Annotated in this window: 18 protein-coding genes; 11 read left to right on the forward strand and 7 right to left on the reverse strand. The window is 52.8% G+C overall.

The genetic code is table 11. From position 1 onward, the window contains the following. Positions 1-843, forward strand: coding sequence for a CLCA_X family protein (locus Q0499_RS00980; protein ID WP_299194962.1), 843 nt, complete (start codon positions 1-3; stop codon positions 841-843). 145 nt (positions 844-988) lie between these two features. On the opposite strand, the gene Q0499_RS00985 is transcribed toward Q0499_RS00980, so the two are convergent. Together Q0499_RS00985 and Q0499_RS00990 are read right to left on the reverse strand one after the other, a co-directional pair. Further along, a complete protein-coding gene (locus tag Q0499_RS00985) occupies positions 989-2806 on the reverse strand; it encodes an autotransporter domain-containing protein (protein ID WP_299194965.1) in 1818 nt (605 codons plus the stop codon). Between the two features lie 435 nt (positions 2807-3241). Then, complete coding sequence (locus Q0499_RS00990; protein ID WP_299194968.1) at positions 3242-3691, reverse strand: DUF2141 domain-containing protein; 450 nt, start codon at positions 3689-3691, stop codon at positions 3242-3244. Positions 3692-4420: 729 nt separating this feature from the next. On the opposite strand from Q0499_RS00990, the gene Q0499_RS00995 reads away from it, so the two are divergent. The 9 genes from Q0499_RS00995 to Q0499_RS01035 all read left to right on the forward strand — a co-directional run bounded on the left by Q0499_RS00995 (position 4421) and on the right by Q0499_RS01035 (position 15824). After that, entirely contained in the window at positions 4421-6280 is a 1860-nt protein-coding gene (locus tag Q0499_RS00995) for an alpha/beta fold hydrolase (RefSeq protein ID WP_299194970.1), read from the forward strand. Between the two features lie 298 nt (positions 6281-6578). Then, entirely contained in the window at positions 6579-7442 is an 864-nt protein-coding gene (locus Q0499_RS01000) for an alkaline phosphatase family protein (RefSeq protein WP_299194972.1), read from the forward strand. After that, positions 7439-8188, forward strand: coding sequence for an HAD family hydrolase (locus Q0499_RS01005; protein ID WP_299194975.1), 750 nt, complete (start codon positions 7439-7441; stop codon positions 8186-8188). The genes Q0499_RS01000 and Q0499_RS01005 overlap by 4 nt, the downstream gene beginning before the upstream one ends. Next, positions 8181-10238, forward strand: a complete 2058-nt coding sequence (locus Q0499_RS01010) for an ABC transporter substrate-binding protein (RefSeq protein WP_299194978.1) — start codon at positions 8181-8183, stop codon at positions 10236-10238. The genes Q0499_RS01005 and Q0499_RS01010 overlap by 8 nt, the downstream gene beginning before the upstream one ends. A gap of 215 nt (positions 10239-10453) precedes the next feature. Beyond that, positions 10454-11635 carry an ABC transporter permease gene (locus Q0499_RS01015; protein WP_299194981.1) on the forward strand — a complete coding sequence of 394 codons (1182 nt, stop codon included), beginning with the start codon at positions 10454-10456 and terminating at the stop codon, positions 11633-11635. 2 nt (positions 11636-11637) lie between these two features. Next, positions 11638-12879, forward strand: coding sequence for an ABC transporter permease (locus tag Q0499_RS01020; RefSeq protein WP_299194983.1), 1242 nt, complete (start codon positions 11638-11640; stop codon positions 12877-12879). Next, complete coding sequence (locus Q0499_RS01025; protein ID WP_299194986.1) at positions 12879-14645, forward strand: ABC transporter ATP-binding protein; 1767 nt, start codon at positions 12879-12881, stop codon at positions 14643-14645. Before Q0499_RS01020 ends, Q0499_RS01025 begins: the two co-directional genes overlap by 1 nt. A gap of 1 nt (position 14646) precedes the next feature. Then, positions 14647-15546, forward strand: coding sequence for a LysR family transcriptional regulator (locus Q0499_RS01030; RefSeq protein ID WP_299194989.1), 900 nt, complete (start codon positions 14647-14649; stop codon positions 15544-15546). Between the two features lie 80 nt (positions 15547-15626). Continuing rightward, positions 15627-15824, forward strand: coding sequence for a putative motility protein (locus Q0499_RS01035; protein WP_299194991.1), 198 nt, complete (start codon positions 15627-15629; stop codon positions 15822-15824). 98 nt (positions 15825-15922) lie between these two features. Here the strand turns inward: Q0499_RS01035 and Q0499_RS01040 are convergent, their stop codons facing one another. From Q0499_RS01040 to Q0499_RS01060, 5 genes are all read right to left on the reverse strand, one after another. Further along, positions 15923-19132, reverse strand: a complete 3210-nt coding sequence (locus Q0499_RS01040) for an EAL domain-containing protein (protein ID WP_299194993.1) — start codon at positions 19130-19132, stop codon at positions 15923-15925. Further along, a complete protein-coding gene (locus Q0499_RS01045) occupies positions 19129-20139 on the reverse strand; it encodes a cytochrome c peroxidase (RefSeq protein WP_299194996.1) in 1011 nt (336 codons plus the stop codon). The genes Q0499_RS01040 and Q0499_RS01045 overlap by 4 nt, the downstream gene beginning before the upstream one ends. 259 nt (positions 20140-20398) lie before the next feature. Further along, positions 20399-21118 (reverse strand): LUD domain-containing protein, encoded by a 720-nt coding sequence (locus Q0499_RS01050; RefSeq protein WP_299194999.1) that lies wholly within the window; start codon positions 21116-21118, stop codon positions 20399-20401. After that, positions 21115-22533 carry a LutB/LldF family L-lactate oxidation iron-sulfur protein gene (locus Q0499_RS01055; RefSeq protein ID WP_299195002.1) on the reverse strand — a complete coding sequence of 473 codons (1419 nt, stop codon included), beginning with the start codon at positions 22531-22533 and terminating at the stop codon, positions 21115-21117. Before Q0499_RS01055 ends, Q0499_RS01050 begins: the two co-directional genes overlap by 4 nt. 11 nt (positions 22534-22544) lie before the next feature. Then, on the reverse strand, positions 22545-23348 hold the full coding sequence (locus Q0499_RS01060; RefSeq protein ID WP_299195005.1) for a (Fe-S)-binding protein: 804 nt from the start codon (positions 23346-23348) through the stop codon (positions 22545-22547). A gap of 226 nt (positions 23349-23574) precedes the next feature. On the opposite strand from Q0499_RS01060, the gene Q0499_RS01065 reads away from it, so the two are divergent. Next, positions 23575-23909: GntR family transcriptional regulator (locus tag Q0499_RS01065; protein ID WP_299195008.1), on the forward strand; the 335-nt coding region annotated here is incomplete at its 3' end.

Below are 23909 nucleotides of genomic sequence, written 5' to 3' on the forward strand. Positions count from 1 at the left end.
ATGACTTTATCCCGTGAATTTTATCGCCATGGCCCCGTTGTCCGACAGGGGCAGTCCGTTACCTTTCTTGATGTCAGAAAACGCTTTGATTTCAGAACCATCGGTATAGGCCGCTGGGTGACGCAGCCGGAACAGGAAAGGGCCGCCGGACTGTTTTATGATGCACTGGTTGATCTGATGACCATATTAAAGTGTCCGGAGCCTTTGATATCCCTGCGCGGAACCCTGTCTTTGCAGTATGGGATAGGAGGGCGTCCGGGTGTCGCGGCGCATTATCAGCCGTCAACGCGTTGTTTCTCGCTGGCTAAAAATGCCGGGCCCGGCAGTATTGCCCATGAGTGGTTTCATGCGCTGGACCACTACCTCGGCGGTATGGCATTTGCCGATGCTCCAACAGGGATGTTTGCGTCAAAAGCCTGGTTGTCAGACGCGACGCCGGTGGTTCATCCGTTGAATGATGACCTGTACGGCTGCTTCAGAAGCATGATGTTAGATGAGGACGGTGAGTCCCCCAGTGAGTTGTTTGAGGCATCGGTTAAGATCGACAGGGAGATGAATCAGGTTTACTACAGCCAGGCTGAAGAACTTTGCGCCCGGGCTTTTGAAGCCTTTGTTCAGGATGCGGCTATTTCGAATAATTTTCTGGTCTCCGGGACGAAAGCCACAGCCGAAGCCCGGCACGGCCTCTATCCGCAAGGCGAACAGCGACAGCGTATTAATGTCGCCTTCCAGCGTTACTTTCATCGCCTGGGGGCTGCATTGAATCGGGAGATTCGCAGCAATACGGGTCAGGGCGTAGAGAAGCACGGAAGCGTTTTCGTTGATGAAAATGCTTGCGAGTAAAGAGTCTTACCTGACCTCAGTTTTCACCACAGAGGTCACAGAGAACACATAGAGAGGAGCCGACTCATCGTAGCCTCCCCCTCTCGTGTATCGTTAGCTGAATGCTTCACGACATAAATCTCTCGCCTGTTCCTTGTCTTTTTAGTTAGAAACTAAAGTTAAGCGCCAGGCTCAGGCGTGTATCTTCACTATCATCGTTGGCGACCATCTGCACTATGCGGCCATTCAGTGAAGTTTGTTGTGAAATCTGGCCATTGATGCCCAGCGTAATCTGACCATAGCTGTCATCCTCGCTGACAGACTGCAGGCTAAAGCGGTTGTTGGGCATACTGGCCAGTGCAACTGAGACCGGGTCTGGATCGTTACCGAAACTCTGTGTCCAGACTGCCGTAGCGAAAGGTTGCCAGCGTCCTTGTGTCGATTGTAATTGCCAGCCCAGACTGCCGGTGAATTGATTACGGGTCTGGCTGTCGTATTTCATCGCCGTGGCGCTGCCGGTTGAGCTCTCTTCGGTGAATCCAGACAGATCCTGCAGTTGGTAGCCCAGTCGCGCAATGGGGCCATGACTCAGGGAGTCACTGCTAAACAGGTAGTTTACGCCCAGTTGCATACTGATCTGGGTTCCCTCGGTGCTGCCTTTAACGGTGCGTGTCGCTGGTCCAAGATCAACCTTACGACGGGTGTCGTAGTCACCTTTGGTGACGACAATACTGGTCTGCCACTGCCATTGGGAACGTTGCCAGCCACTGTACAGGCTGAAGGACCGGGCTTGGGTTTCGACAGAACCACCCGACAGGTCAACATCGTCGCGGCTGACATGAAAACCAAAGCCGAAACTGTGATCGGCATTACGCTGGGTAATACCTGCCCCGACAGAGGCCCGGCTGCCCTCAAGTTCGGCGTTGCCCGTACCGCCCTCTCCGATAACCCAAAGATCGGTACTGTCTTCCGCTTGCAGAAATGATTGTGCCAGACGTCCATCAATCGCATCCATCAGGGCAAGCTGTTGGTAGTGAACAGCACGCCCCAGACCTTCGGCAAAGGCCGGAGCTGTGAGAACACTCTGCACGTAATCACTGATAATCTGGTGGCCGCCACTGGTCGGATGCACGCTATCCGCATAGAGGAATGTCTGGTCTGTTCCTGCTGCATAACCCCCCGCACCTTCGACACAGAGCAGTGATGACGTTGCTCCACACGCAGGCGTAGTAACATTGGTAAAACCATACATTGCGGGTTGTGCCGAAACCTCCTTAAGCAGTGTAAACATGTCGACCGGTATCACCTCGACACCACTCGCCCGCAGGGTCGCCAGTAAAACACTGTTATAACCCGCAGACAGAGCGGTCAGGCTGGCGGCACCGGCTGTCCCCTGAGACGCGCCAAAGGGTGTCGCGCCGATATCGGGCAGGGTTGGTACCAGCAGATAACGTGCCCCCGCCGCTTTCAGTGCGGCTAGTGCCTGTACCTGCTCGCCGGTGGTGGTTGTAATATAGCTGGTGATGTCAGCCGGAAGCACGCCGCCGCCAGCGATCCAGAAGATATCATTAGCACCGCCCCAGAGCGTGTACAGGGCATTGGAATCAGCAACACCGCCATTAGCGCTCAGGTAATTTTGCACCTGTGTGGTAATCGGTGTTGCGCCACTGGCAGGTGCCGCACCAATGCCAGGGGTTCCGCTAATGCGGGCACCGCCCTCGGCGTAGTTGGTGCCGCTCTGGTTGGCAGGGCTCAGCGTTACCCCATATTGACCGGCGAGCAGTTCAGACCAGACCGGGCCTGGATTGGTGGTGAATTTAGCGGCCCCGCTATAGGTGGGGTCGACCACCTGCAAAATCGGTAGAAAAGAGCCAGAGTCGGTGAGGCTATCGCCAAAATAATAGGTGTTGCTGAAATCCGCAGCGTGAATCTGAGATGCCATTAGCACTGTTATCAGGGAGGAAAGAACTTTTTTGTGAGTCATTTTGCATTCCATGCTTATTATTTTCTATGAGTAAGAATCGGATACCCGAACTTAAGAAAAAACACGTTCCATCGCAATGGCAAAAACCACCAGTATTAATGGCAAATCAAGCTATGCCAGAGGTTTTGGTTCCTGTTGTTTAACCTTGATTGGATCACTATTTTTATCCGCAGCAAGGATAATCGTTATCCCCATATATCACCACCGAGAACAGGTGAAGAGTTGAGGTGAATCATCGAAGCCCGCAGCTATCGTCAAGAAAAGGTATCAACACATAAACCGGTCGCCTTTTTTTCCTTTTACGGTAGGTTGGGATGAGGTACGAATTCCAACAAAAATAGCCGCTAAGTGTTTAAAAAACGAATCTATTCTTAAATGTCCGAATATCAGACTGAGGAAGGTAGGATAAATCTTCAATGCTCATGCCGTGAGTGTTCAGTAATTTAGCTTCAGCGCCATATCGATACTCTGTCCATCGTATTGGAAACTGGCGGCAGAGAACGAAGGCGCGCTGAGTAATGCTTTGGCATTGTTTGAAAAACCAAAGCCTTCCCTGGGGACCCCCATCCAGTTGGTGTCCAGTATCCCGTTCATGTTTTCATCATGAACCACGGCTATCGCATAGTTGCCAGGCGGAATGTCGGTAAAGTGGCAACTTGCCTGGGACTCCCGAATTCTGATGCTCACAATATTCGTTGCAAAGTGTAAGTAGTCTTTAGGGAATCCTTCCGGCGATTCGAACAGCGCGCAGGCTATCGTTCCTGTACTGTTTTTTATGTTCAGAATCTTCATGTGAATACCTGAACATGGTGGTTGGGCAAAGGCGAGAACAGGAAGGTTCACAAACACCAGCACCGCAAACCAGGCTGCAGATCGAACTCTCATTCGTATCCGTATTCGTGGGTCCCTGATTGTGGCGGCTGACTTCTGAATTGTTGAATCACGCATGAATCTCATCCTGCCTGTTAACCTGCATAGTCTGAGTGGATCGCAGTGGATCCCCGACGACTTCTTTTCTATACAGACGTGTGCGGTGTCGCATCCAGGGGAGAGTGAGGATTAAAGTGCCCGCTGTCATTACACCAGAGCAGCAGTGCCTATTTGAACTGAAAGAGGAGCGCTGAAGCACCTCGATTTTCATCCCGAAAACACGTAAGCACGGGTTGTTGTGAGCTGGCACGGTTTGTCACCCGTCATATTTCCTATACGGCTGATCATGCAACACTTTTTAGTGTTATTCCAGCGCCACAATTTTCTACATCTATCGCTCCACTGTTCTCCGTATCCGAGCGTTTATCGCGCAGACCTTCTTTTACAGGTACAGGTGGCGGTTTCGGGGTGATCTGCCGTTTCAGGCGCAGACAAAGTAGCTTCCAGAAGGTTTATGTTCGCCAGCGAACAGAGGTCTCGGTGATATCGGTGCAAGATGGAACGGAAGCTGGTTGCCAGGAGTCATATAGATTACCTGATAGCTCCCCGTGAGCCATTTATCTCTAATTACACGGTACGTGGGTAAGCGCAGGTCAGGTAGATGAATATCGGGCAGAGCGATAGTCGCGATGCCTTGAGGATAGCGGTCGTTCAGATGCTGGATGGCCAGAACAGGAGTTGAACATGTCATCGAAATTAACAGCAAAACCGAACCTGAAATCAAGCACAGAAACAATAGCTACACCTTCGTCACCGCCGGAGGTTGAATCGACGTTTATCGGTCCACATCATAAGTTGCCGTCGTTTTCTGAGGCGACCGATGAGGTGGCTGATATCGACCGCATCTTGCATGCGATGCTGGGGAAGGTGTTCGGCATATCACCGGTCGCTCTGGGGATGACCTATATGGACTGGATTGGCCATCTAGCCCTCTCCCCTGGAAAGCAGGCTGTACTGGCCCAAAGTGCGGCCGACAAGATGAAATTTATTACCCGCTTTGCTGCCTGTCAGGCGCTGGGGCAGGAATCGGCAGAGAACTCATCGGAGAGCTGTGTCGAGCCGCTGCCGCAGGATCGGCGCTTTGACGATGAGGGGTGGCAAAAGTGGCCTTACAATCTTTACCAGCAGGCGTTTCTGCAAACCGAGCGTTGGTGGGATGAAGCAACCGAGGTTCGCGGGATGACTCAGCACCATACCGCCATCCGCCCGTTTATCGCCCGGCAGCTTCTGGATATGTGGTCGCCGCTCAATTTCCCTCTGACCAATCCGCGTATTATGCAAGCGACGCAGGAGCAGGGGGGGCTTAACTTTTTCCGTGGTGTACAAAACCTGATGGAGGACTTACAACGGTCGGTTGCGAAGCAACCTGCCGCCGGAATGGATACGTTTGAGGTGGGTCGTAATATCGCTGTGACGCCGGGTAAGGTGGTGTATCAGAACCACCTGATCGAGTTGATTCAGTATGCCCCCACGACTGCGGATGTGTATGCTGAGCCGGTGCTGATTGTCCCAGCCTGGATTATGAAATATTACATTCTCGACCTTTCCCCGGAGAACTCGCTGGTGAAATATCTGGTGGATCAGGGGCATACGGTATTTATGATCTCCTGGCGAAATCCCGGCTCTGAAGATCGTGATCTGGGCAACGCGGATTACCGTGAGCAGGGGATTATGGATTCCCTTGCGGCGATCAATGCTATCGTGCCAGATCAGAAGATCCATGCTGCCGGATATTGTCTTGGCGGGACACTGCTGTCCATTGTTGCTGCAACGATGGCACGGGAGGGTGATGACCGGCTGAAAAGTGTCACGCTGTTTGCCGCCCAGGTCGATTTCGAGGAAGCGGGCGAGCTGCTGATGTTTATTGACGAAAGCCAACTGGCGTGGCTGGAGGACAGTATGTGGGAGAAGGGCTATCTCGACCGCCAACAGATGGTCGGCACCTTTCAGCTACTGCGTTCCCGCGATCTTATCTGGTCACGGATGATCGAGAACTATTTGATGGGCGAGCGTACGCCGCCGAACGATATGATGGCCTGGAACGCCGATGCCACCCGTATGCCTTATAAAATGCACAGCGAATATCTGCGCGATCTGTTTCTCAACAACGATCTGGCGGAAGGGCACTATATTGTCGACGGACGGCCCGTTGCCCTCACCGATATCCGGGTGCCGGTGTTTGCCGTGGGTACACAGCGCGATCATGTGGCACCCTGGCATTCGGTGTACAAAATTAAACTGCTCACCGACACCGATGTGACCTTTCTGCTGACCAGCGGCGGCCATAATGCCGGTATCGTCAGCGAACCAGGACATCCGCACCGCCATTATCAGATCGAAACCATGAAAAGCACGGATCAGTATGTTTCGCCTCAAGAGTGGAGTGAGCGCACTTCCTCCCAGGACGGATCATGGTGGCCGCAATGGCAGACCTGGCTGAGACAGCACTCCGAAGGCGAGATCAAACCGCCGCAAACCGGTGCACCGGATAAGGCTTATACTGTGCTGCGTGATGCGCCGGGTGAATATGTCCTGATGCAGTAATCGCTCAGGCTCTACCTTAGCGGCTGATGGGGTCACTCAGACGCCGCTACCTTGCTTCTGCTGCCAGATAGCGTTTGCTATCGGTTTAGTTTGCTTTTTCTGCCTACGACTGCCTTTCAGTAAGGGCGCTCAATGGCCTCTTTCAACGTAACTCATCATTCAGATGTATAACTAAAACTTTGCCTTACAACCTTTTATATAGGGTTGTAATAAAAATATCTTTTATCTGTCCTCTGGGATTCACAATTCGTCCGTAAGCTTCTGACCCATGATGTGAAATTCGGGTCAGGTTGAAGATATGTCGAACAAAGTGATACTGGTGGTGCTGGATGGTCTTGCCTATGAGACCGCGCAGCAGTGTATGGGATTTACCCAGGGGTTGGTTGAACAAAGCCCGACTAAAAAGTGCAGGGCAACGCTGTATAAAGTGCAGTGTGAACTGCCATCGATGTCACGGCCGCTGTATGAAGCGATTCTGACCGGCGTGGCACCGGCCGATAGCGGTATTGTCCACAACCATATTATCCGTAACTCTGATCAGCAGAGTGTCTTCAGTCTCGCCCGTCAGTCAGGTCTGACCACCGCGGCGGCGGCCTATCACTGGTTTAGTGAACTGTATAACCGTTGCCCTTACGATGCGGTGCGGGATCGTTTTACTAATGATCCTGAGCTGCTGATACAGCACGGTATCTTCTACCATCAGGATCAATACCCTGACAGTCATCTCTATCTGGACGCTGAATGGCTGCGCCGTCACCATGATCCCGATTTTCTCTTAGTGCATCCAATGAATATCGACGATGCGGGTCATCGGGCCGGGTTAGATAGTGCTCACTATCGCAACACCGCCCGCCATTCCGATACCCATCTATCAGAACATCTGGTGCAGTGGATCGAAGCGGGTTATCAGATTCTGATCACCGCTGACCACGGCATGAATATCGACAAAAGCCACGGCGGCACCCTGGCAGAGGAGCGTGAAGTCCCCCTCTATGTGATTGGTGATGGCTTCTCACATGATGCAGATGCCGCGCCGCGGCAGCTTGAACTGTGCGGTACGGTGTGTGAACTGCTGGGAATTGAAGGCCATCAGAAGCCGGTGGCGGCTGCGCTGCTTAATCAAGAGCTTAGCAAAGAGCTTAATCAAGGGCTGAACCGATGACCCTGGCGATCTTTGATCTGGATGAGACCCTGTTAGCCGGCGATAGCTGCACCCTGTTCTGCCAGTTTCTCGTGGATGAGGGGATCGCTGCGGCCGACTTTCTGCAGCAGGACGCCCTGATGATGGAGCGCTACCACGCCCAGACACTGGTGTTGGCTGACTACATCCGCTTTCTGATTGAGCCGGTGAAGCATCTGTCTGTCGATCAGATTGACGCGCTGATGCCGCGCTTTGTTGAACGCTATATCGTGCCTCGTATCTATCCCGAAGCACAACAGTTGCTGGCGGATTATCAACAGCAGGGGCTGCGGCCGCTGATTATCTCCGCTACCTCCGAATTTATCGTTAAGGCGGTGGCTGCCCAGCTGGGGGTCAGTGATCTGCTGGCGATTCAGCTGCAGACTGAGAATAACTTTTATACCGGAGATGTCCGTGGTGTGCCGACTTTCCGCGAAGGCAAGGTGACCCGCTTAAACAGTTGGCTGACTGATCAGCAGGAATCCCTCGACGGTGCGCTGTTTTACAGTGATTCAATCAATGATCTGCCGCTACTTGAGCAGGTTGAATTCCCGGTGGCGGCTAACCCCGACACCGCGCTGATGGCGATTGCCAGTCAGCGCAACTGGCCAGTGCTGCAATGGATAGCTCCGAAATGGACAGCTCCGAGATGGACTGCGCCGCAGCTAAACCGATCTACCCCAACCCACGATCAACCCTTATCACGACAGGAGCAAAACCATGTCTAAACTTTTCATCGCAGGTGCTATGGCACTGATGGCGGGTAACGCACTGGCTGCATGCCCGGCTGTTACCGGACCCGACGCGGGTGGTGCCTATCCTCATCTGTTTGAGAAAGCTGAATTTGAAAGCAAACAGGGCTGCACACTGAGCTTCAGTGAAAACCCGGCGATTAGCCAGCTGAACAGTCGCATAGCCGGTAACCCTAAACTGTTACCTCTGGCCCAGCGTCTGCCGCAGGAGCCGTTAGTGATTGCGCCTTACCAGAGCATTGGCGTCTATGGCGGTGTACTGAAGGGTATCTCTAAAGCAACTGAATCAGGTACCTCTGATCTGTTGTCTGTACGTCATGTTAACCTGGTACGTTTCAGCGATGACCTGGCAACCGTTGTGCCCAACGTTGCGAAATCCTGGGAATGGAACGCTGACTTCACCGTACTGAAAGTGAATCTGCGTAAAGGCCATAAGTGGTCTGATGGTGTACCGTTCACCGCTGCTGATATCGCCTTCTGGTACAACAACATGCTGATGGACAGCCATGTTATTGAGAAGCCAAAGGATCGCTTCCTCTCTGCCGGTAAGCCGGTGAAAGTTGAAGCGCTAAACGACACTACGGTTCAGTTCACCATGAATGAGCCGGCTCCGGGTTATCTGGATAACTTTGCTCAGGATTATGCTCAGCCGTTCCTGCCAAAGCACCTGTTAGAAAAATTCCACCCGGCGTTTAACAAAGATGCCGATACACTGGCGAAATCGCTGGGCTTCGACGATGGCTATGCGCTGGTTAACTTCTATTACGGTCAGTCTGACTGGAAAGATATCCCTACACCGCTACTGAAAGATAAAGCTGCGACTGAACGTCTGGTTAAAGCAGGCTACACCGCTGTTATGCCGACCCTTGAGTCGCATCTGGTGGTTGAAGATACCCTGGAAAAACGTCACCTGGTGGCTAACCCATACTTCTTCCAGGTCGATACTGCCGGAAACCAGCTGCCGTATATCAACGAGATCAATGAAGTTTATATCGGTGATGAAGATATTCAGACCGCTAAGCTGATCTCCGGTGAAGTGGACTATAAAGCGCAGGCGGTTAACCTGCCACAGGCACCGGTGCTGCTGGAAAACAAAGGCCAGGGTAAATATGACGTGGCACTGCGCCCGACGATTGCTCAGACCACCTTTGCCTTCAACCTGACCGATAAAGATGTTGAGAAGCGGGCGGTGTTTAATGACGTTAACTTCCGTCGGGCGATGTCGGTTGCTATGGATCGTAACCAGATCAACGAGATCGCCTATTTCGGACTGGGTACACCCACGCAGTACACCGGCTTTGACGCTGATACCACGCCATTCATCACTGAAAAGCAGAAAAACAGCTGGATTCAGTTTGATCAGAAACTGGCCGCTGAGCTGCTGGATAAAGCCGGTGTTGTGGATAAAGACGGTGATGGCCTGCGTGATCTGCCATCCGGTAAGAAGTTTGAGCTGAACATCCAGTACGCCACTCAGGGGACTCCCTCTGAAGTGGTTGAGATCGTGGCGAAGAGCTGGAGCGATGTGGGTGTTAAAACCACCATCAAAGAGGTCACTTCTGACGAATACCGTAACTCTCAAACCGCGAACGACCTGAGCGTGCTGAGCTGGGTGATGGGCCGTCCACTGGCTAATATCGCTTCTAACACTGAAACACTGGTACCACCGTATGGCAGCTTTTTCGACCTGCGGACCGGTATGTTGTGGTCTCAGTATCTGGACACTAACGGTGCTGAAGGTGTTGCCCCGCCTGCGACTGTCGCTGAGATGAAGAAACTGACGGATCGCTTCGTGACCCTGAAAGCGGGTACCGAAGAGTCCAACAAGGTGGGCAGTCAGATCGCCGACAAAGTAGTGGATGACCTGTTTATTCTGGGGACTGTGAAAGCGGTTTCTCCGGTCTATCGCAGCAACGCACTGGCTAACTTTGAAGTGCCTAAGACCTCCTCGTATGAGTTCTATCGCATGTACCCATACCTGCCGTCTCAGTGGTTCCTGAGCACTGACGGTGTGGCTAAACAGTAAGCAGAAGTGGCTTTAAAAAAGGGAGGGGCTATGCCTCTCCTTTTAGCTGTTATACCGGCTGTTATTTAAGTGAGTCGTTTAACTATGTAGCAGTTTACTAACCCAATTCTCATATCTGGAAATTCTAAGTCTGCAAACACTAAGCCTGTAAGCCCGGGTTTAGAAAATGAGATCTGGAAATAGGGTTAGTAAGCTCAGGACGGAGTCTTATCGAAATGATGCAATTCTTATCTGATACCTGGCTGCTGTGGATTCTCCTCAGCGTCGGTGGCCTGCTCTGGTGGAGTGGCCGCGACAGTCAGTATTTTAATTATGTGTTCAATCGTTATCTGCTGGCGCTGGCAACCCTGCTGTTGGTAAGTGGCATTGTATTTTCGCTGATGGAAGTGTTGCCAGGCGACTGTGCCGAGAAGTATATGGCCTATAAAAACACCCAGGGTGAGACCATCACCCAGGCGGATATTCAGGCGGAACGGGTGCGCATGGGGCTGGATAAGTCGTTGCCGGAACGCTGGGGCCGCTGGGTCACCAACCTGACCCTGCGCGGCGATCTGGGCTTTAGTTGTGCTAAGCGACAGTCGGTTAATCTGGCGCTGGGCAACCGCTTCTGGATGAGCTTTATGTTCTGTATCGCCGGGTTGGTGTTCGCTTATCTGATCGCGGTGCCGTTTGGCATTCTGTCGGCTTTCACCATTAATAAATCCTGGACGGATAAGAATCCGCAACATAGCAAAGCCGAACAGCTGCTTGGCACGGTGATTCTCAGCCTGCAAAAAGTGGTTGATCTGCTATTGCGTATTATCAGTTATCTGGGCCTGGCACTGCCTAACTTCTTGTTAGCACTCACCATTATTCTGCTCTATGTGTTTGCCGGTGAGCCGATGCCCACCGGGCTGTTTTCCGACCAGTGGGCTAACGTGCCCTGGTTTGGCGTTGATGGTTTTAGCACCGGAAAACTGTATGACTTTCTCGGCCATATCTGGTTGCCGATCTTTGTGATCGGCTGGTCGGCGACCGCGCTGCAACTGCAAACCGTGCGCGCCCTGGTGGTGGATGAATCAAACAAACTCTATGTCGATGCGGCCCGGGCCCGGGGTGTCGATGGTATTGCTCTCTGGGCTGGCTATCCGGTGCGGCACTCTATCAGTCCGCTGTTTAACTCCATCGGTTTTGATTTTCAGCGGGTGTTTAATGATCTGCCGATTGTGGCGATCGTCATCGGTCTGACCGATTCGGCGGCATTGCTGATTGAGGCGCTGTCCATGACTAACGATCAGGAACTGGCCGCCGGTATTCTGTTTCTGGTGGCGCTGGTGGTGATCAGTATGAACTTTATAACCGATGTGGTGCTGGCGGCGATCGATCCACGTGTACGTAAGAGTGTGTTGGGGAACTGATGATGACTGCACTGTTAGCCCGCTTCCGGCGTAAACAGAAGCCAAAAAACGATGAGTCTTACTACACCGCCGGACAACTGGCGCTGATTAAGGCACGCTTTAAACGTAAAACCTCCGGGGTGGTGGCTGCCTGGATATTGGGTACGCTGGTGCTGATGGGCTTTTTTGCCGGATTTTTCTCGCCGGTCGATCCGACCATTCGCGGCGCCGATGCTGAATACCGTCGCGGTGTGCCACAGGCGGTCTATCTCTGGGATGATAATGGCTTCTCGCTGCGACCGTTCAGCTATACCTATACCAAAGCGAAAAGCAAAATTGATCTGAAAGCGCTGGCCGGTGGCGGGCTGGATGCCCTCGATGCGTTTACCTCCAGCGGCGCGCTGACCTCCTCCAGTCAGAACCAGTTTGAGGTGGATAAAGAGAAGCGTCGCTATCTTCAGTTCTTTGTTAAAGGCTGGGAATACAGTCTGATCGATCTGAGTGTTGGCGGGCTGAATCTGGACCTTCGCTGGGACCGGCATCTGTTCGGCGTTGAGCAGGGACAGATTCATCTGATGGGCACCGATGAGGACGGTAAAGATGTCTTCAGTCGTACCCTGCACGCGATCTGGGTGACCATCAGTATCGCCATTGTGGCGCTGGTGGTAAAACTGTTTGTTTCGCTGTTTGTCGGCGGTGTCAGCGGTTATTTCGGTGGTCGGGTCGACACCATCATGATGAGCATTACTGAAGCGGTACGGGTGATTCCACCAATCCCCATCTATCTTGCCTGTGCGGTGGCGCTGGCACAGCTCGATCTGACCCCGGTGCAGCGCTACTTCGCCATCGCTGTGGTGATTGGCTCACTGGATTTTGCCACTCTGGGGCGGCGTCTGCGTACCCATATTCTGACGGAACGTAATCAGGATTATGTGCTGGCGGCACAGCTGTGTGGTTCCAGCACCTGGCGGATTATCTGGCGCCATCTGATCCCCAGTTTTACCAGTTATATCATCGTCGACACCCTGATTAACTTCCCCTATGTGATTCTGGCGGAAACCAGCCTCAGCTTCCTCGGGCTGGGACTGACCGAGCCGGTCAACAGTCTGGGGGTGCTGCTGCAAAAAGCGCAGGACCCGGATATTCAGCAGAATATGGTCTGGCAGTTCTTTCCGGTGCTGGTGTTTGTGTTCCTGATTATGGCGTTTGTGTTTGTCGGTGATGCACTGCGCGATGCCGCTGACCCCTATTCGGAGAAGAAGTGATGACTGTGAGCAGAAATTTACTTGAGATTCGCGATCTGACCATCGACTTCCATACCGATGAAGGGTTGGTAAGGGCGGTGGATAACCTCAATCTAAGCATCCGTCCCGGAGAGGTGATGGGGCTGGTGGGCGAGAGTGGGTCGGGTAAATCGATCACCGCTAAGACCATTATGCGTCTGGCACCGGGGAATGCGGTGATTCAGCATCCCAGCCAGATTACCCTGAACCATCAGGGGCAGGATGTGAACATTCTGAAACTGCGCGGTCGTGATCTGCGGCTGGTGCGCGGTGATGCGGTGTCGATGATCTTTCAGGAACCGATGGCCAGTTTTGCCCCGGCGATCCGTATCAGTGATCAGATTATTCAGACCATGCAGATCCATCTGGGCTATGACAAAGATCAGGCCCGCCGTGCCGGTATCGAACTGTTTGACCGGGTCGGCATTGTCGATCCGGCGAAACGCTTTGATCAGTATGTGTTTGAACTGTCCGGCGGCATGCGTCAGCGGGCGATGATCGCCATGGCACTATCAACCCAACCGAAACTGCTGATCGCCGATGAGCCGACCACCGCGCTGGATGTGACGATTCAGGCGCAGGTGCTGGAGCTGATGATGGAGCTGCGGGAGCAACTGGGGATGGCGATGCTGTTTATTACCCACGATCTGGGGGTGGTTTCCAAAATCGCGGACAATGTCACCGTGATGCAGCGGGGCGAAGTCGTCGAGGCGGGCAGCGCTGACCAGGTACTGTTTCAGCCACAACACCCCTATACCCGCCGCTTGCTGGATGCTTTGCCGCATCTGGAAAATCTGCCGGAAGCACCGAAGCATACCCCAGAGCCGCTGTTGTCGGTGAAAGATCTGTCGATCAGTTATCCGGTGTCGGGTAACGGGCGTAAAACTGAGCTGTTTACCGCGGTGAAGAATATCAGTCTGGATCTGCCGGAAGGACAGATTATCGGTTTAGTCGGCGAGAGCGGTTCCGGGAAAACCTCGCTGGGTAAGGCGATGCTGGGCGCAGCGCCGATCAGCAGCGGTCATGTTGAATATCATCACACGAAAAAGAAAGTGAAGTTTGGTGTGGGCAAACCGATTAAACGTAAACGGCTGGCGCGCACCGCCCAGTTGGTGTTTCAGGACCCGTACAGTTCGCTAAACCCGCGCATGACCGTGCGGGATATTATTGCTGAACCGCTGGAGGCGATGAAACTGACTAAAAACCGCGCCGAGACCGATCAGCTGGTGATCGAAGTGGCGAAACGCTGCCATATTGAGGTGGAGCATCTGCGCCGTTTTCCCCATGCGTTTTCCGGTGGTCAGCGACAGCGCATCAGCATCGCCCGGGCATTGATCTGCAAACCCAAATTTATAGTTGCGGATGAATCGGTCGCTGCACTGGACGTGTCGATTCAGGCGGAAATTCTGAATCTGTTGAAGGAACTGAAAGATGAGCTGGGGCTGACCATTCTGTTTATCTCCCATGACCTGAGTGTGATCGCCAATCTGTGTGATTGGGTATGTGTGATGCGCTATGGCGAACTGGTGGAGCAGGGCACGGTGCGGCAGATCTTCCTTGATCCGCAACAGGACTATACCCAGAAACTGATCGCCTCTATCCCGCTGCTGAACTCACCGGAGGGACGGTCTTCGCGCACCCCGGATCTGTTGCAGATTGCTGAGCAGTTCGACGAGCAGTTTGATCATCCATTCGATGGGTCACATGACGGGCGATCAGTAAACGGATTTGTGCAGGAGCGGATTTAATATGGACTATTCTATGGCCGAGATCCGGGCCTTCAATGCGACCCTGCAGGCGGGTAATTTTACCCGGGCGGCGGATCTGCTGGAGGTGAGTCAACCGGCGATTACCGCACAGATTCGTAAACTGGAATCCCGCTTCACTGCGCCCTTGCTGGAACGCCTGAGTAAGGGGGTACGGGCAACAGATCTGGGGCATCAGCTGTATCAGATCACCCGGCAGTATCATGATCTGGAAGCAGCGATTGAGGTGCTGTCTAACCCGACACTGAGTCCCGGTAAGATGACCCTGCAGGTCGCTAATGCTTCATCGATCATTTTTATGCCGCTGATTGCAGAGTTCAGTCGCCGGTTCCCGCTGACGACGCTGAAAATAAAGTCGGTTACCACCTCTGAGTGCCGGGCACTGGTGCTGAATCGTGAGGTTGATATCGGTTTGTTTCCTTTGTTGGATGAGAACAGCGAGCTTTCCCGTCTGGCGTTTTCATCGCACCGGCTGGTGGCGGTATTGCGGCCGGATCATCCGTTGGCACTAAGGACTGCTCTGTCGGTAAAAGATCTGGCCACAGAGCCGCTGATCGTCTATAAACCGGAAGCCTGCACCCAGCAATTGCTGGAAGAACTGTTTGGTCGGCATCAACTGACGGTATCCGGTAATGTGGTGGTCGATGGCCGGCTGGATATGTCAGAGGCGGTGAGTCATGGATTGGGGGTGGGGTTTGCGCTGGAGCAGGATATTCGCCCCGATTCGCGTTTGATTGTGATACCGATTAAAGAGGCTACGGATGAGGTGATAGAACATGTCGTATGGATGAAAAACCGCCGCAGTCTCCCCGGCATTCGTGACTTTATCCAGTTGGCACTTGAACAACGTTGCGGTGCGCTGTCAGAGGTGAGTGAGTTATAAAATAATCTTTTTTTGTTTGATAAGACGCTCAAGTTTTCTGTTCACTGCCGATATATTGCATATCGAGTAGGAGTATCACGATGGAAATAACAGCAGCTTCCGCTTCAGCATATCAGCAAGCCTCGTTACAGAACGACGTTGCACTGGCTGTTGCTGGCAAAGTAAAAGATAATATTGATATGCAAGGGGCAATGGCTCTGCAATTGCTGGAAAGTGCAGCGATCACTGCCGTCGATCCTACGTCCTCGCTGGGACAGAATATCGACATCATGGCCTGAGCCGACGTTGATAAAAGCGTTGATCAAAACTGTCATTAAAACCGCCGATTTGGCGGTTTTTTTATCTCTGTTCTTGGTTGAGTGTTTTTAGCCGATGCCTAAATTTCATAGTCCGCGGATGTCAATGCCGGGAATGAAGACTCTATCCGCTCGATAACCCCAGGAAGTTGTTCTGCCGTCACCGGCTTGCTGAGCAGGAATCCCTGGATATTGGCACAGTTGAGTTCGTGCAAATATTGCAGTTGTTCTAGTGTCTCCACCCCTTCAGCGATCAGCTCCAGATTGAGACTCTGAGACATCGCAATAATCGCGCTGACCAGTGACGCATCTTCCTTGTTATCGGGCAGGTCGCGGACGAATGCACGGTCTATTTTCAGCTTATCAATAGGGAACTGCTTGAGATAACTGAGAGATGAATAACCGGTGCCGAAGTCATCAATCGCCAGCTGAGCCCCCAGCGCTTTGAACTGGTTGAGCCAGGTTACCCCCTCATCGGAGCTGTCGAGGAACATGCTTTCAGTGATCTCAAAGACCAGTTTTCGCGGGTCAGCACCAGCCTTGCTGATAATATTCTCTGCCACCTGGGCATCGAATCCCAGATGACGCTGATTACTGGATACATTGACGGATATCAGCAGATCATCGATTCCCAGTTTTTGCCATTGCTGCATTTGTTCACAGCTGCGCTGCAGAACCCACAATCCTATTGGCTGTATGAGCCCGGTTTCCTCCGCCAGTGGAATAAACTCACCCGGACCAATAAGGCCCTGGTCGGGTTGATGCCAGCGAATCAACGCTTCAACCGCGACGACTTTGCGCCGCTTCAGATTGCAGATCGGTTGGTAATAAAGTTCAAATTCGTTGCGTTCCAATGCCAGTCGCAGAGCTTGTTCAAGATCGGTCTTGTTCCTAACGTGCTCACGCATCTCAGCGTTAAAGAACTGATATTGATTACGGCCCCTGTCTTTTGCCAGATACATCGCCATATCGGCATTGCGCAGCATCGAATCACCATTGCTGGCATCGTTGGGATAGCAAGAGATGCCTACGCTGGCACCGATATAAAGCGACCGCGCTGCCAGCTGGAAAGGGGGTTTTAATACCTCTATTACCCGTTGTGCTGTTTGCGCCGCATCTTCAGGGTCGGCGATTTTCTGCAGTACGATAACAAATTCATCACCGCCGAAGCGGGTCAGCAGGTCCGTATCGCGGATGACCGATGCCAGTCTCAGGCTCACCTGTTGTAGCATCTCATCGCCAACAGAGTGCCCAAGGGTATCGTTCACCGCTTTGAAGCGGTCAAGGTCGATAAACAGCAGGGCGAAGCTTTCACCGCTTTGATCGCAAAGCTGCTGGATTTGCTCCAGCTCCCGTTTGAGCATAATCCGGTTGGGCAGTGAGGTGAGGGCGTCAAAATTGGCTTGTTGACGAATTTTATCTTCGTCATTTTTTCGCTGTGTCATATCAGAGAACACGGCAACATACTGTTCCAACTGTCCGTCGCTGTTTCTTACGGCGGCGATCGACAGCCACTGAGGATAAACCGAGCCGTTGCGGCGTTTATTCCACACCTCGCCTGACCAGCTGCCATCCTGTTCCAGTGTTTGCCACATCTCCTGATAAAAGTTCTCTTTCTGTTTGCCCGACTGGAATATTTGCGGGGTTTTGCCAATCACCTCTTCCGCTGTGTAGCCGGTAATATGGGTAAACGCAGGGTTAACTGAGATGATCCGGGCATCCGGTGTGGTGATGATGATGCCTTCATTGGTGGTTTCAAAGACGGCGGCATTCATCCGCAGCTGCTCTTCGGTGGAGCGCCGTTCAGAAATATCCTCCTTCACGGCGACAAAGTGAGTGATCTCTCCGCGCAGGTCTCTTACCGCCGAAATCGTTGCCGATTCCCAGTACAGCTGGCCATTCTTCCGCCGGTTGAGGAAGGTGCCCTGCCAGGCATTTCCGGCGAGCATCTGCTGCCACATATCCTGATAGTTGACCGGAGATATATCACCGGAGCTGAACACACTGGGACGTTTGCCGATGACTTCCTCCAGTGTATAACCGCTGACCTGTTCCGCTTTGGGGTTGATATACTCTATGACGCCGTTTGTATCGGTAATCACCACCGCAGCAGGGCTCTGCTCCAGGGCTCTGGAGAGTTTACGCAGCTCCTGTTCGCCACGACGGGCTTCGGTAATATCGACCCGCACCCAGACTTCACCATCCTCATTAGTCGGACTGTTACTGCAAAGATAGTAGTTGCCATTGTCGAGTTGTTGCACCAGTCTCAGGTCAGAGTTGCTGCCTTGCAGATACCTGCATTTTGCGTCGATGGCGCTCTGGATGATCTCCTTATCGGTACCCGGTTTTAGCAGCTCCGATATCCAGGGGTAGTAGTTGCAAAAGTTGCGGTTGCTGAGGATGAGTCGGTTTTCAGCATCAAACAGAGCAAAGGCTTCGCGGATGTTATCTACCCCATCTTTCAGGCGTAAGCGAACCTGCTCGGTCTGTTGATGGGAGCGGATTAAGCGCAGGTAGAGAAAAGTGAGCAACAGGATCAGCACGGTAGTCAGCCCGATAAGCACCGAGTTGAAATACTCGGTTTGCTGAGCTTCTTTATTACGGTAACTCAGGTAGGCGCTGTATAACTGATTAAACGCCGTTTTATTGGGTATCTGTTTATATTCCGCCAGTAGTTGCGTCAGCTGCGTCTGTGCCATCAGGTTTGCCTGAATGTGGAATTTCAGGTCGGCAATGCTTTCAGAGCTATCATCGTTGAGTGTTTCAAGCTGATGCTTAATCTCCAGAGCGTCCAGGTCACTTTTGAAAATGTGGTATTGATACAGCAGGTTAACGATCGCTTCTACTTTGGGTAAACGAGCGCTGTGAGTTTCGGCGACCCTGTCGACCAGCATCGGCATATAGTTCAAACCGTTGCGGGCGGTCGAGGCCAGTGTTTTTATCCGTTCAGCCAGTGCAACTCGTTGATGCAGTGTGGTGCGATACTGTTTCAGTTTTTCCGTCAGCTCTGCTGGTAGCTCCAGGAACAGCCGGGCCATATCCGGATCGGTTTCCTGCTGTTTCAGTTGTTGGGCCAGCCTGACGATCTCATCATAGTTTTGTTGTTGCATGGAGCTTATCAGCATCACTTCCAGATCAAGGGCGTTATCCAGTACCTGGAGTTGTAATAATATTTCAGAGCGCTGCTGGCCCGATTGAGATTGATCCTCATGCAGTAGGTAAAACAGGCAGGCCAGCATGACGATAGCGAATAGCGAGGTAAGATAGAGCCGTGTCTTAAACCAGATCATCGACTCAGCTCCGGATGCTCGCCCGTCAGTGATTTAATAAACGCGCTGATCGCGGTGATATGCTCATCAGGAATCTCCCGGCCTAACTGAAAGCGCCCCATAATCTTTATCGCATCTTCCAGCCGGGTGACCGAACCGTCATGAAAGTATGGAGAGGTACGTGAAGCCAGGCGCAGGCTGGGGACCTTAAACAGGTAGCGGTCTAAGGCATCGCTGGTAGCGGTATAGCGTCCCAGATCTGTCTCGCTCATAGGGGTTCCGCGATCACTGAAGTATTCAGAGATATCTTTCACTGCGCCGAAACGGGCATACATGTTGCCGCCCACGTTGCTGCCCTGATGACAGCTAATGCAGCCATAAGACTTGAACAGCCGATAGCCTTGTTTTTGCGCATCACTTATAGCTGACTCATCACCTTTGAGCCAGCGGTCAAACGGCGCGTTCAGGGTTATCAGCGAGCGTTCAAACTCGATAATGGCATCACGGATATTACCGGCATTCAGTCCATCAGAGTAGAGCGTTGAAAACCTGCTTTGCAGACCGGGGTCCTGGCTCAGGTTTCTGACGATTAACGGCCAGTTGGAATTCATCTCAACCGGGTTGTGAATCGGTCCATTCACCTGCTCTAACAGATCGGCTGCGCGCCCGTTCCAGAACTGCACAAAGTTTAGGCTACTGTTATAAACCGTCGGGGTGTTTGCTGACCCTAAAGCGCCTCCTACACCGGTTGATACAGCGCTTGTATCAGCGCCGCCATGTTTCAGTGAGTGACAGCTGGCGCAGCTGATAGTGTTATCAGAGGAGAGCCTGGCATCATGAAACAGGTCTCTGCCGAGACTGACTTTGTCCTGATTTAACTCACTGGCGGGTTTGATCGGTTTGATAGGCTCTGAGCTCAGGTCCATTGCTGAGGCAAAGGAAGATAACAGTAACAGAGACATTACTGCTGAAAAGATTATCTGTCGACGGGGCTTGTGTGCCCGATTGTACTGCTTAAAAGCCTGCACAAAGGCATTCCTGTATTCTGAGCATGGTTATTACAACAAGTGGTATTAGTACCGTATTTTCGGGTATTTAACCATGATATCAGTGCCCAGATCGGTGTTAAGGATCAATTTTTTTGACGTCAAACAGGCGAGCGTAAGGTTTTGTGCTGGGTGGGTTTTGAGGCTGAGTTGCGTTTAGAGGGGGCGGGATAACAGTAGCGGGGGGAGGAGCACAATGCGATGTGCCGACCGCTTTTCCGGCCAGCACACCAGGGTTTAGTTAATCATTAATTAGCAGAATGATCAGCTTTTTCGGGCCGTGCGCGCCCATCTGCAGCTTTTGCTCAATATCGGCACTGCGGGACGGCCCGGTAATCATATTGACGGTGCGCGGTAGTACCTCACTGAACTGTTCACGTAGCTTTTTCCAGGCCTCTTCGTAAACGCCGACAATGGCTGAACGACGCAGAACCACCAGATGATTATCCGGCAGAAAGTTCAGGGTGGTTGGGCTGTGCTCACCGGAGTGCAACATCAGTGTGCCGGTTTCTGCGATACCGGCAAAGCTGAGTGTCAGGCTGGCTATATCGCCGGCCTGCGCCACGCGCTCGGTGCGGCTGATCTGCTGTTGTTCTAACGGACTCCAGTCCAACTGGCTAAGCTCGGTGTTGCTGGCGCTGATTAACTCTCTGAAACTGTGACAGGAAAGCCAGTCGGCACAGGCCTGTGGAACCTGTTCGAGGCTGTCCAGCTCGATCAGTTCTGCCACCGCTTCGGTTGCCATCGCTTTAAACAGCTCAACCTGTTCAGCAAACGGCAGCTGCGCCCGGCCTGGAATCAGGTTGTTGGCTTTGGCCGCTAAGCGGTTGGCTACGGTTTGCTGGCGTTGGCTGTCATCCTGACTGCGCTTCAGCCCGCGACGGATATTACCTAAAATGTCTGCACGGCTCATGGCGGTTGTATTGTTTGTGCTCATGGCTGGTTTTTTCTCTGCGCTCATGGCTGTTCTCCCGCTTTCTGTTGCTCTTTCCAGGCTTGCATAAAGGTTTTGCCTTGCGGGGCGGGCATATCACGCCAGTCGGTCCAGCCTCCTGCGAGCGGCAGTTTCTTTATCCGGCCATTTTTTCCGGCCCAGGTTTTCATCAGCCAGCTGGCCATACGGGTATAGGGTTTATAAAGTGCCGGGCGCTTAGCCAGGAATGCCCAGCCCGCCAGACCATAGCGGGCGGCCTTGGGTTGCAGGTGTTTCTCAAACTCATCTTCACGCCAGTGCCGCATCAGTTTTGGCAGCGGGATTTTTACCGGGCAGACCGATTCACATTTGCCGCAGAAGGTTGAGGCATTGGGCAACATGCCGCCTTTTTCGATGCCGATCATCTGCGGTGTCAGTACTGAACCCATCGGGCCGGGGTAAACCCAGCCATAGCTGTGGCCGCCGACTGCGCCATAGACCGGACAGTGGTTCATGCAGGCAGAGCAGCGAATACAGCGCAGCATATCCTGAAACTCAGTGCCCACCATCTCGCTGCGGCCATTATCGACCAGTACCACATGGAAGTTTTCCGGGCCATCCTGGTCGCCTTCGCGACGGGGGCCGGTGGACAGGGTGTTGTACACTGAAAACTCCTGCCCCGTTGCTGACCGGGCCAGCAGACGTAGAAACAGGGTCATATCTTCCAGTGTCGGCACGACCTTTTCGATGGAGGTGACCACGATATGGGTCTTCGGCAGGGTTTGGGTGAGGTCCCCGTTGCCTTCGTTGGTGACGATGATAGTGGAACCGCTTTCGGCGACACAGAAGTTAGCACCGGTAATACCGACATCGGCGGCGACAAATTTCTCCCGCAATACTTCCCGGGCTTCCTGCATCAGCACCGCAGGGTCCATCGATTTAGGCCGGTGGTGATTGGCATGAAACGCTTCAGACACATCTTCCAGATTCAGGTGGATGGCCGGTGCAATGATATGGCTGGGATGATCATGGCGCAGCTGCAGGATATATTCACCGAGGTCGGTTTCGACGGGCTGGATGCCGTTGGCTTCGAGAAAATCGTTCAGGCCGATCTCTTCCGTCACCATCGATTTACCTTTGGTCACGGTTTTAGCATCAACCTGTTTGCAGATATCGAGGATGATCTGGTTGGCATCGTCAGTGGTACGCGCCCAGTGAACATGGCCGCCATTTTCGATCACTTTGGCTTCGAACTGCTCCAGATAGAGATCCAGATGTTCCATAATATGGTTTTTCAGATCACGGCCCTGATTTCGCAGCTCTTCAAACTCGGGCATACGACTGACGGCAATAGCGCGTTTTTCCGGAAAGCCGGCTTTCAGATTGCCCAGTGCCTTTTGCAGGTTGGCGTCATGCAGCGCATCGTGGGCACGCTGTTTAAAGAACGGGGTATTTATTTGCATCGTCTCGCTCCTTAAAGTTGTTGGGCCAGGTCGTAATCGGCTTCGCCAATGGCGGGAATATCGGTCATGCCTGCCAGTACTTCGACAATGTGACGGGCTTCAATGGTTTTACCTTCGCGCTTCAGCTTGCCAGCCATATTCAACAGGCAGCCCAGGTCGCCACCCAGCACCGTATGGGCGCCGGTATTGCTGATGTAATCAGTTTTGTTTGAGACCATACGGTTTGATATTTCCGGGTATTTGACACAGAAGGTGCCGCCGAAACCGCAGCAGGTTTCCGCTTCCTCCATCTCTTCCAGCTCAACCCCTTCAACCTGAGCGAGCAGTTCGCGGGGCTGCTGTTTGATGCCTAGCTGGCGCAAGCCTGAGCAGGAGTCGTGGTAGGTGACCTTGTGATTAAATTGCAACTGTTTCAGTTGTTCTTGCAGGCTATCCATACCGATCACATCGAACAGAAATGAGGTGATCTCAAAGCTGCGGTTTTTCAGCTCCAGGGCGCGTTGGTAATAACGGTCCGAAGGATCGAACACTTCAGGGTAGTAGTGCAGCATGCCGATACAGGAGCCTGACGGCCCCACGACATACTCATAACCGTCAAAGGCGTCGATGGTCTGGCGAGCGATATCCGCTGTGGTTTTACGATCACCTGAGTTGAATGCCGGCTGGCCACAGCAGGTTTGACGTTCAGGGACTTCAACCTGGCAACCGGCCTGTTCCAGTAGTTTTACGGTGGCGAACGCGACCGAGGGGCGAAACATATCCGCCAGACAGGTTACAAACAGGCCGACACGGGGGCCGGAAGATCTATTGGGCATGTGCTTTACCGTATTTATCGTTATGAGCCAGAGGCTTATTTATATTTCTTATCAGTAGTGCTTATCAGTAGTGCTTAGTCAGTAGCGCTTAGTCAGCAGAGCTGTTTAGCCGCGGATTTTGCAGTGGTGCTACCGCTTTGATGCTATGCAAGATAGTTAATGAATGACGGGAAAGAAATGCTACACTGATAACTGGTCTGACCAAGCTTGCAGGATAGCCATCCCGATGAATCAGAATTTGAGCGAAACGCTGTTACAGCAACTGAAAGAAAGCCTGTTTACCGGAGAGCTGTTGCCGGGGGCTGAGTTGCCATCCCAGCGGCGGATGTCTGAGTCGCTGCAAATGTCCCGCTCGACGGTGCGTGAAGCGGTGGGGCAGCTGGAAGCTGAAGGGTATGTTGAGGTTCGTCACGGAGGCAAAACCCGGGTCAAGAATCTGTTGGAGCCTTATTTTAATATGTCGATGGGGCAGGGGGTGGCGCTGGGTGATAATCCTGAATTTCAGCGTCAGGTGCTGGATGTCAGGGCGATGCTTGAAGGTGAGGCGGCGTTTTATGCGGC

The sequence above is a fragment of the uncultured Amphritea sp. genome, from assembly GCF_937127095.1.
GTDB lineage: Bacteria > Pseudomonadota > Gammaproteobacteria > Pseudomonadales > Balneatricaceae > Amphritea.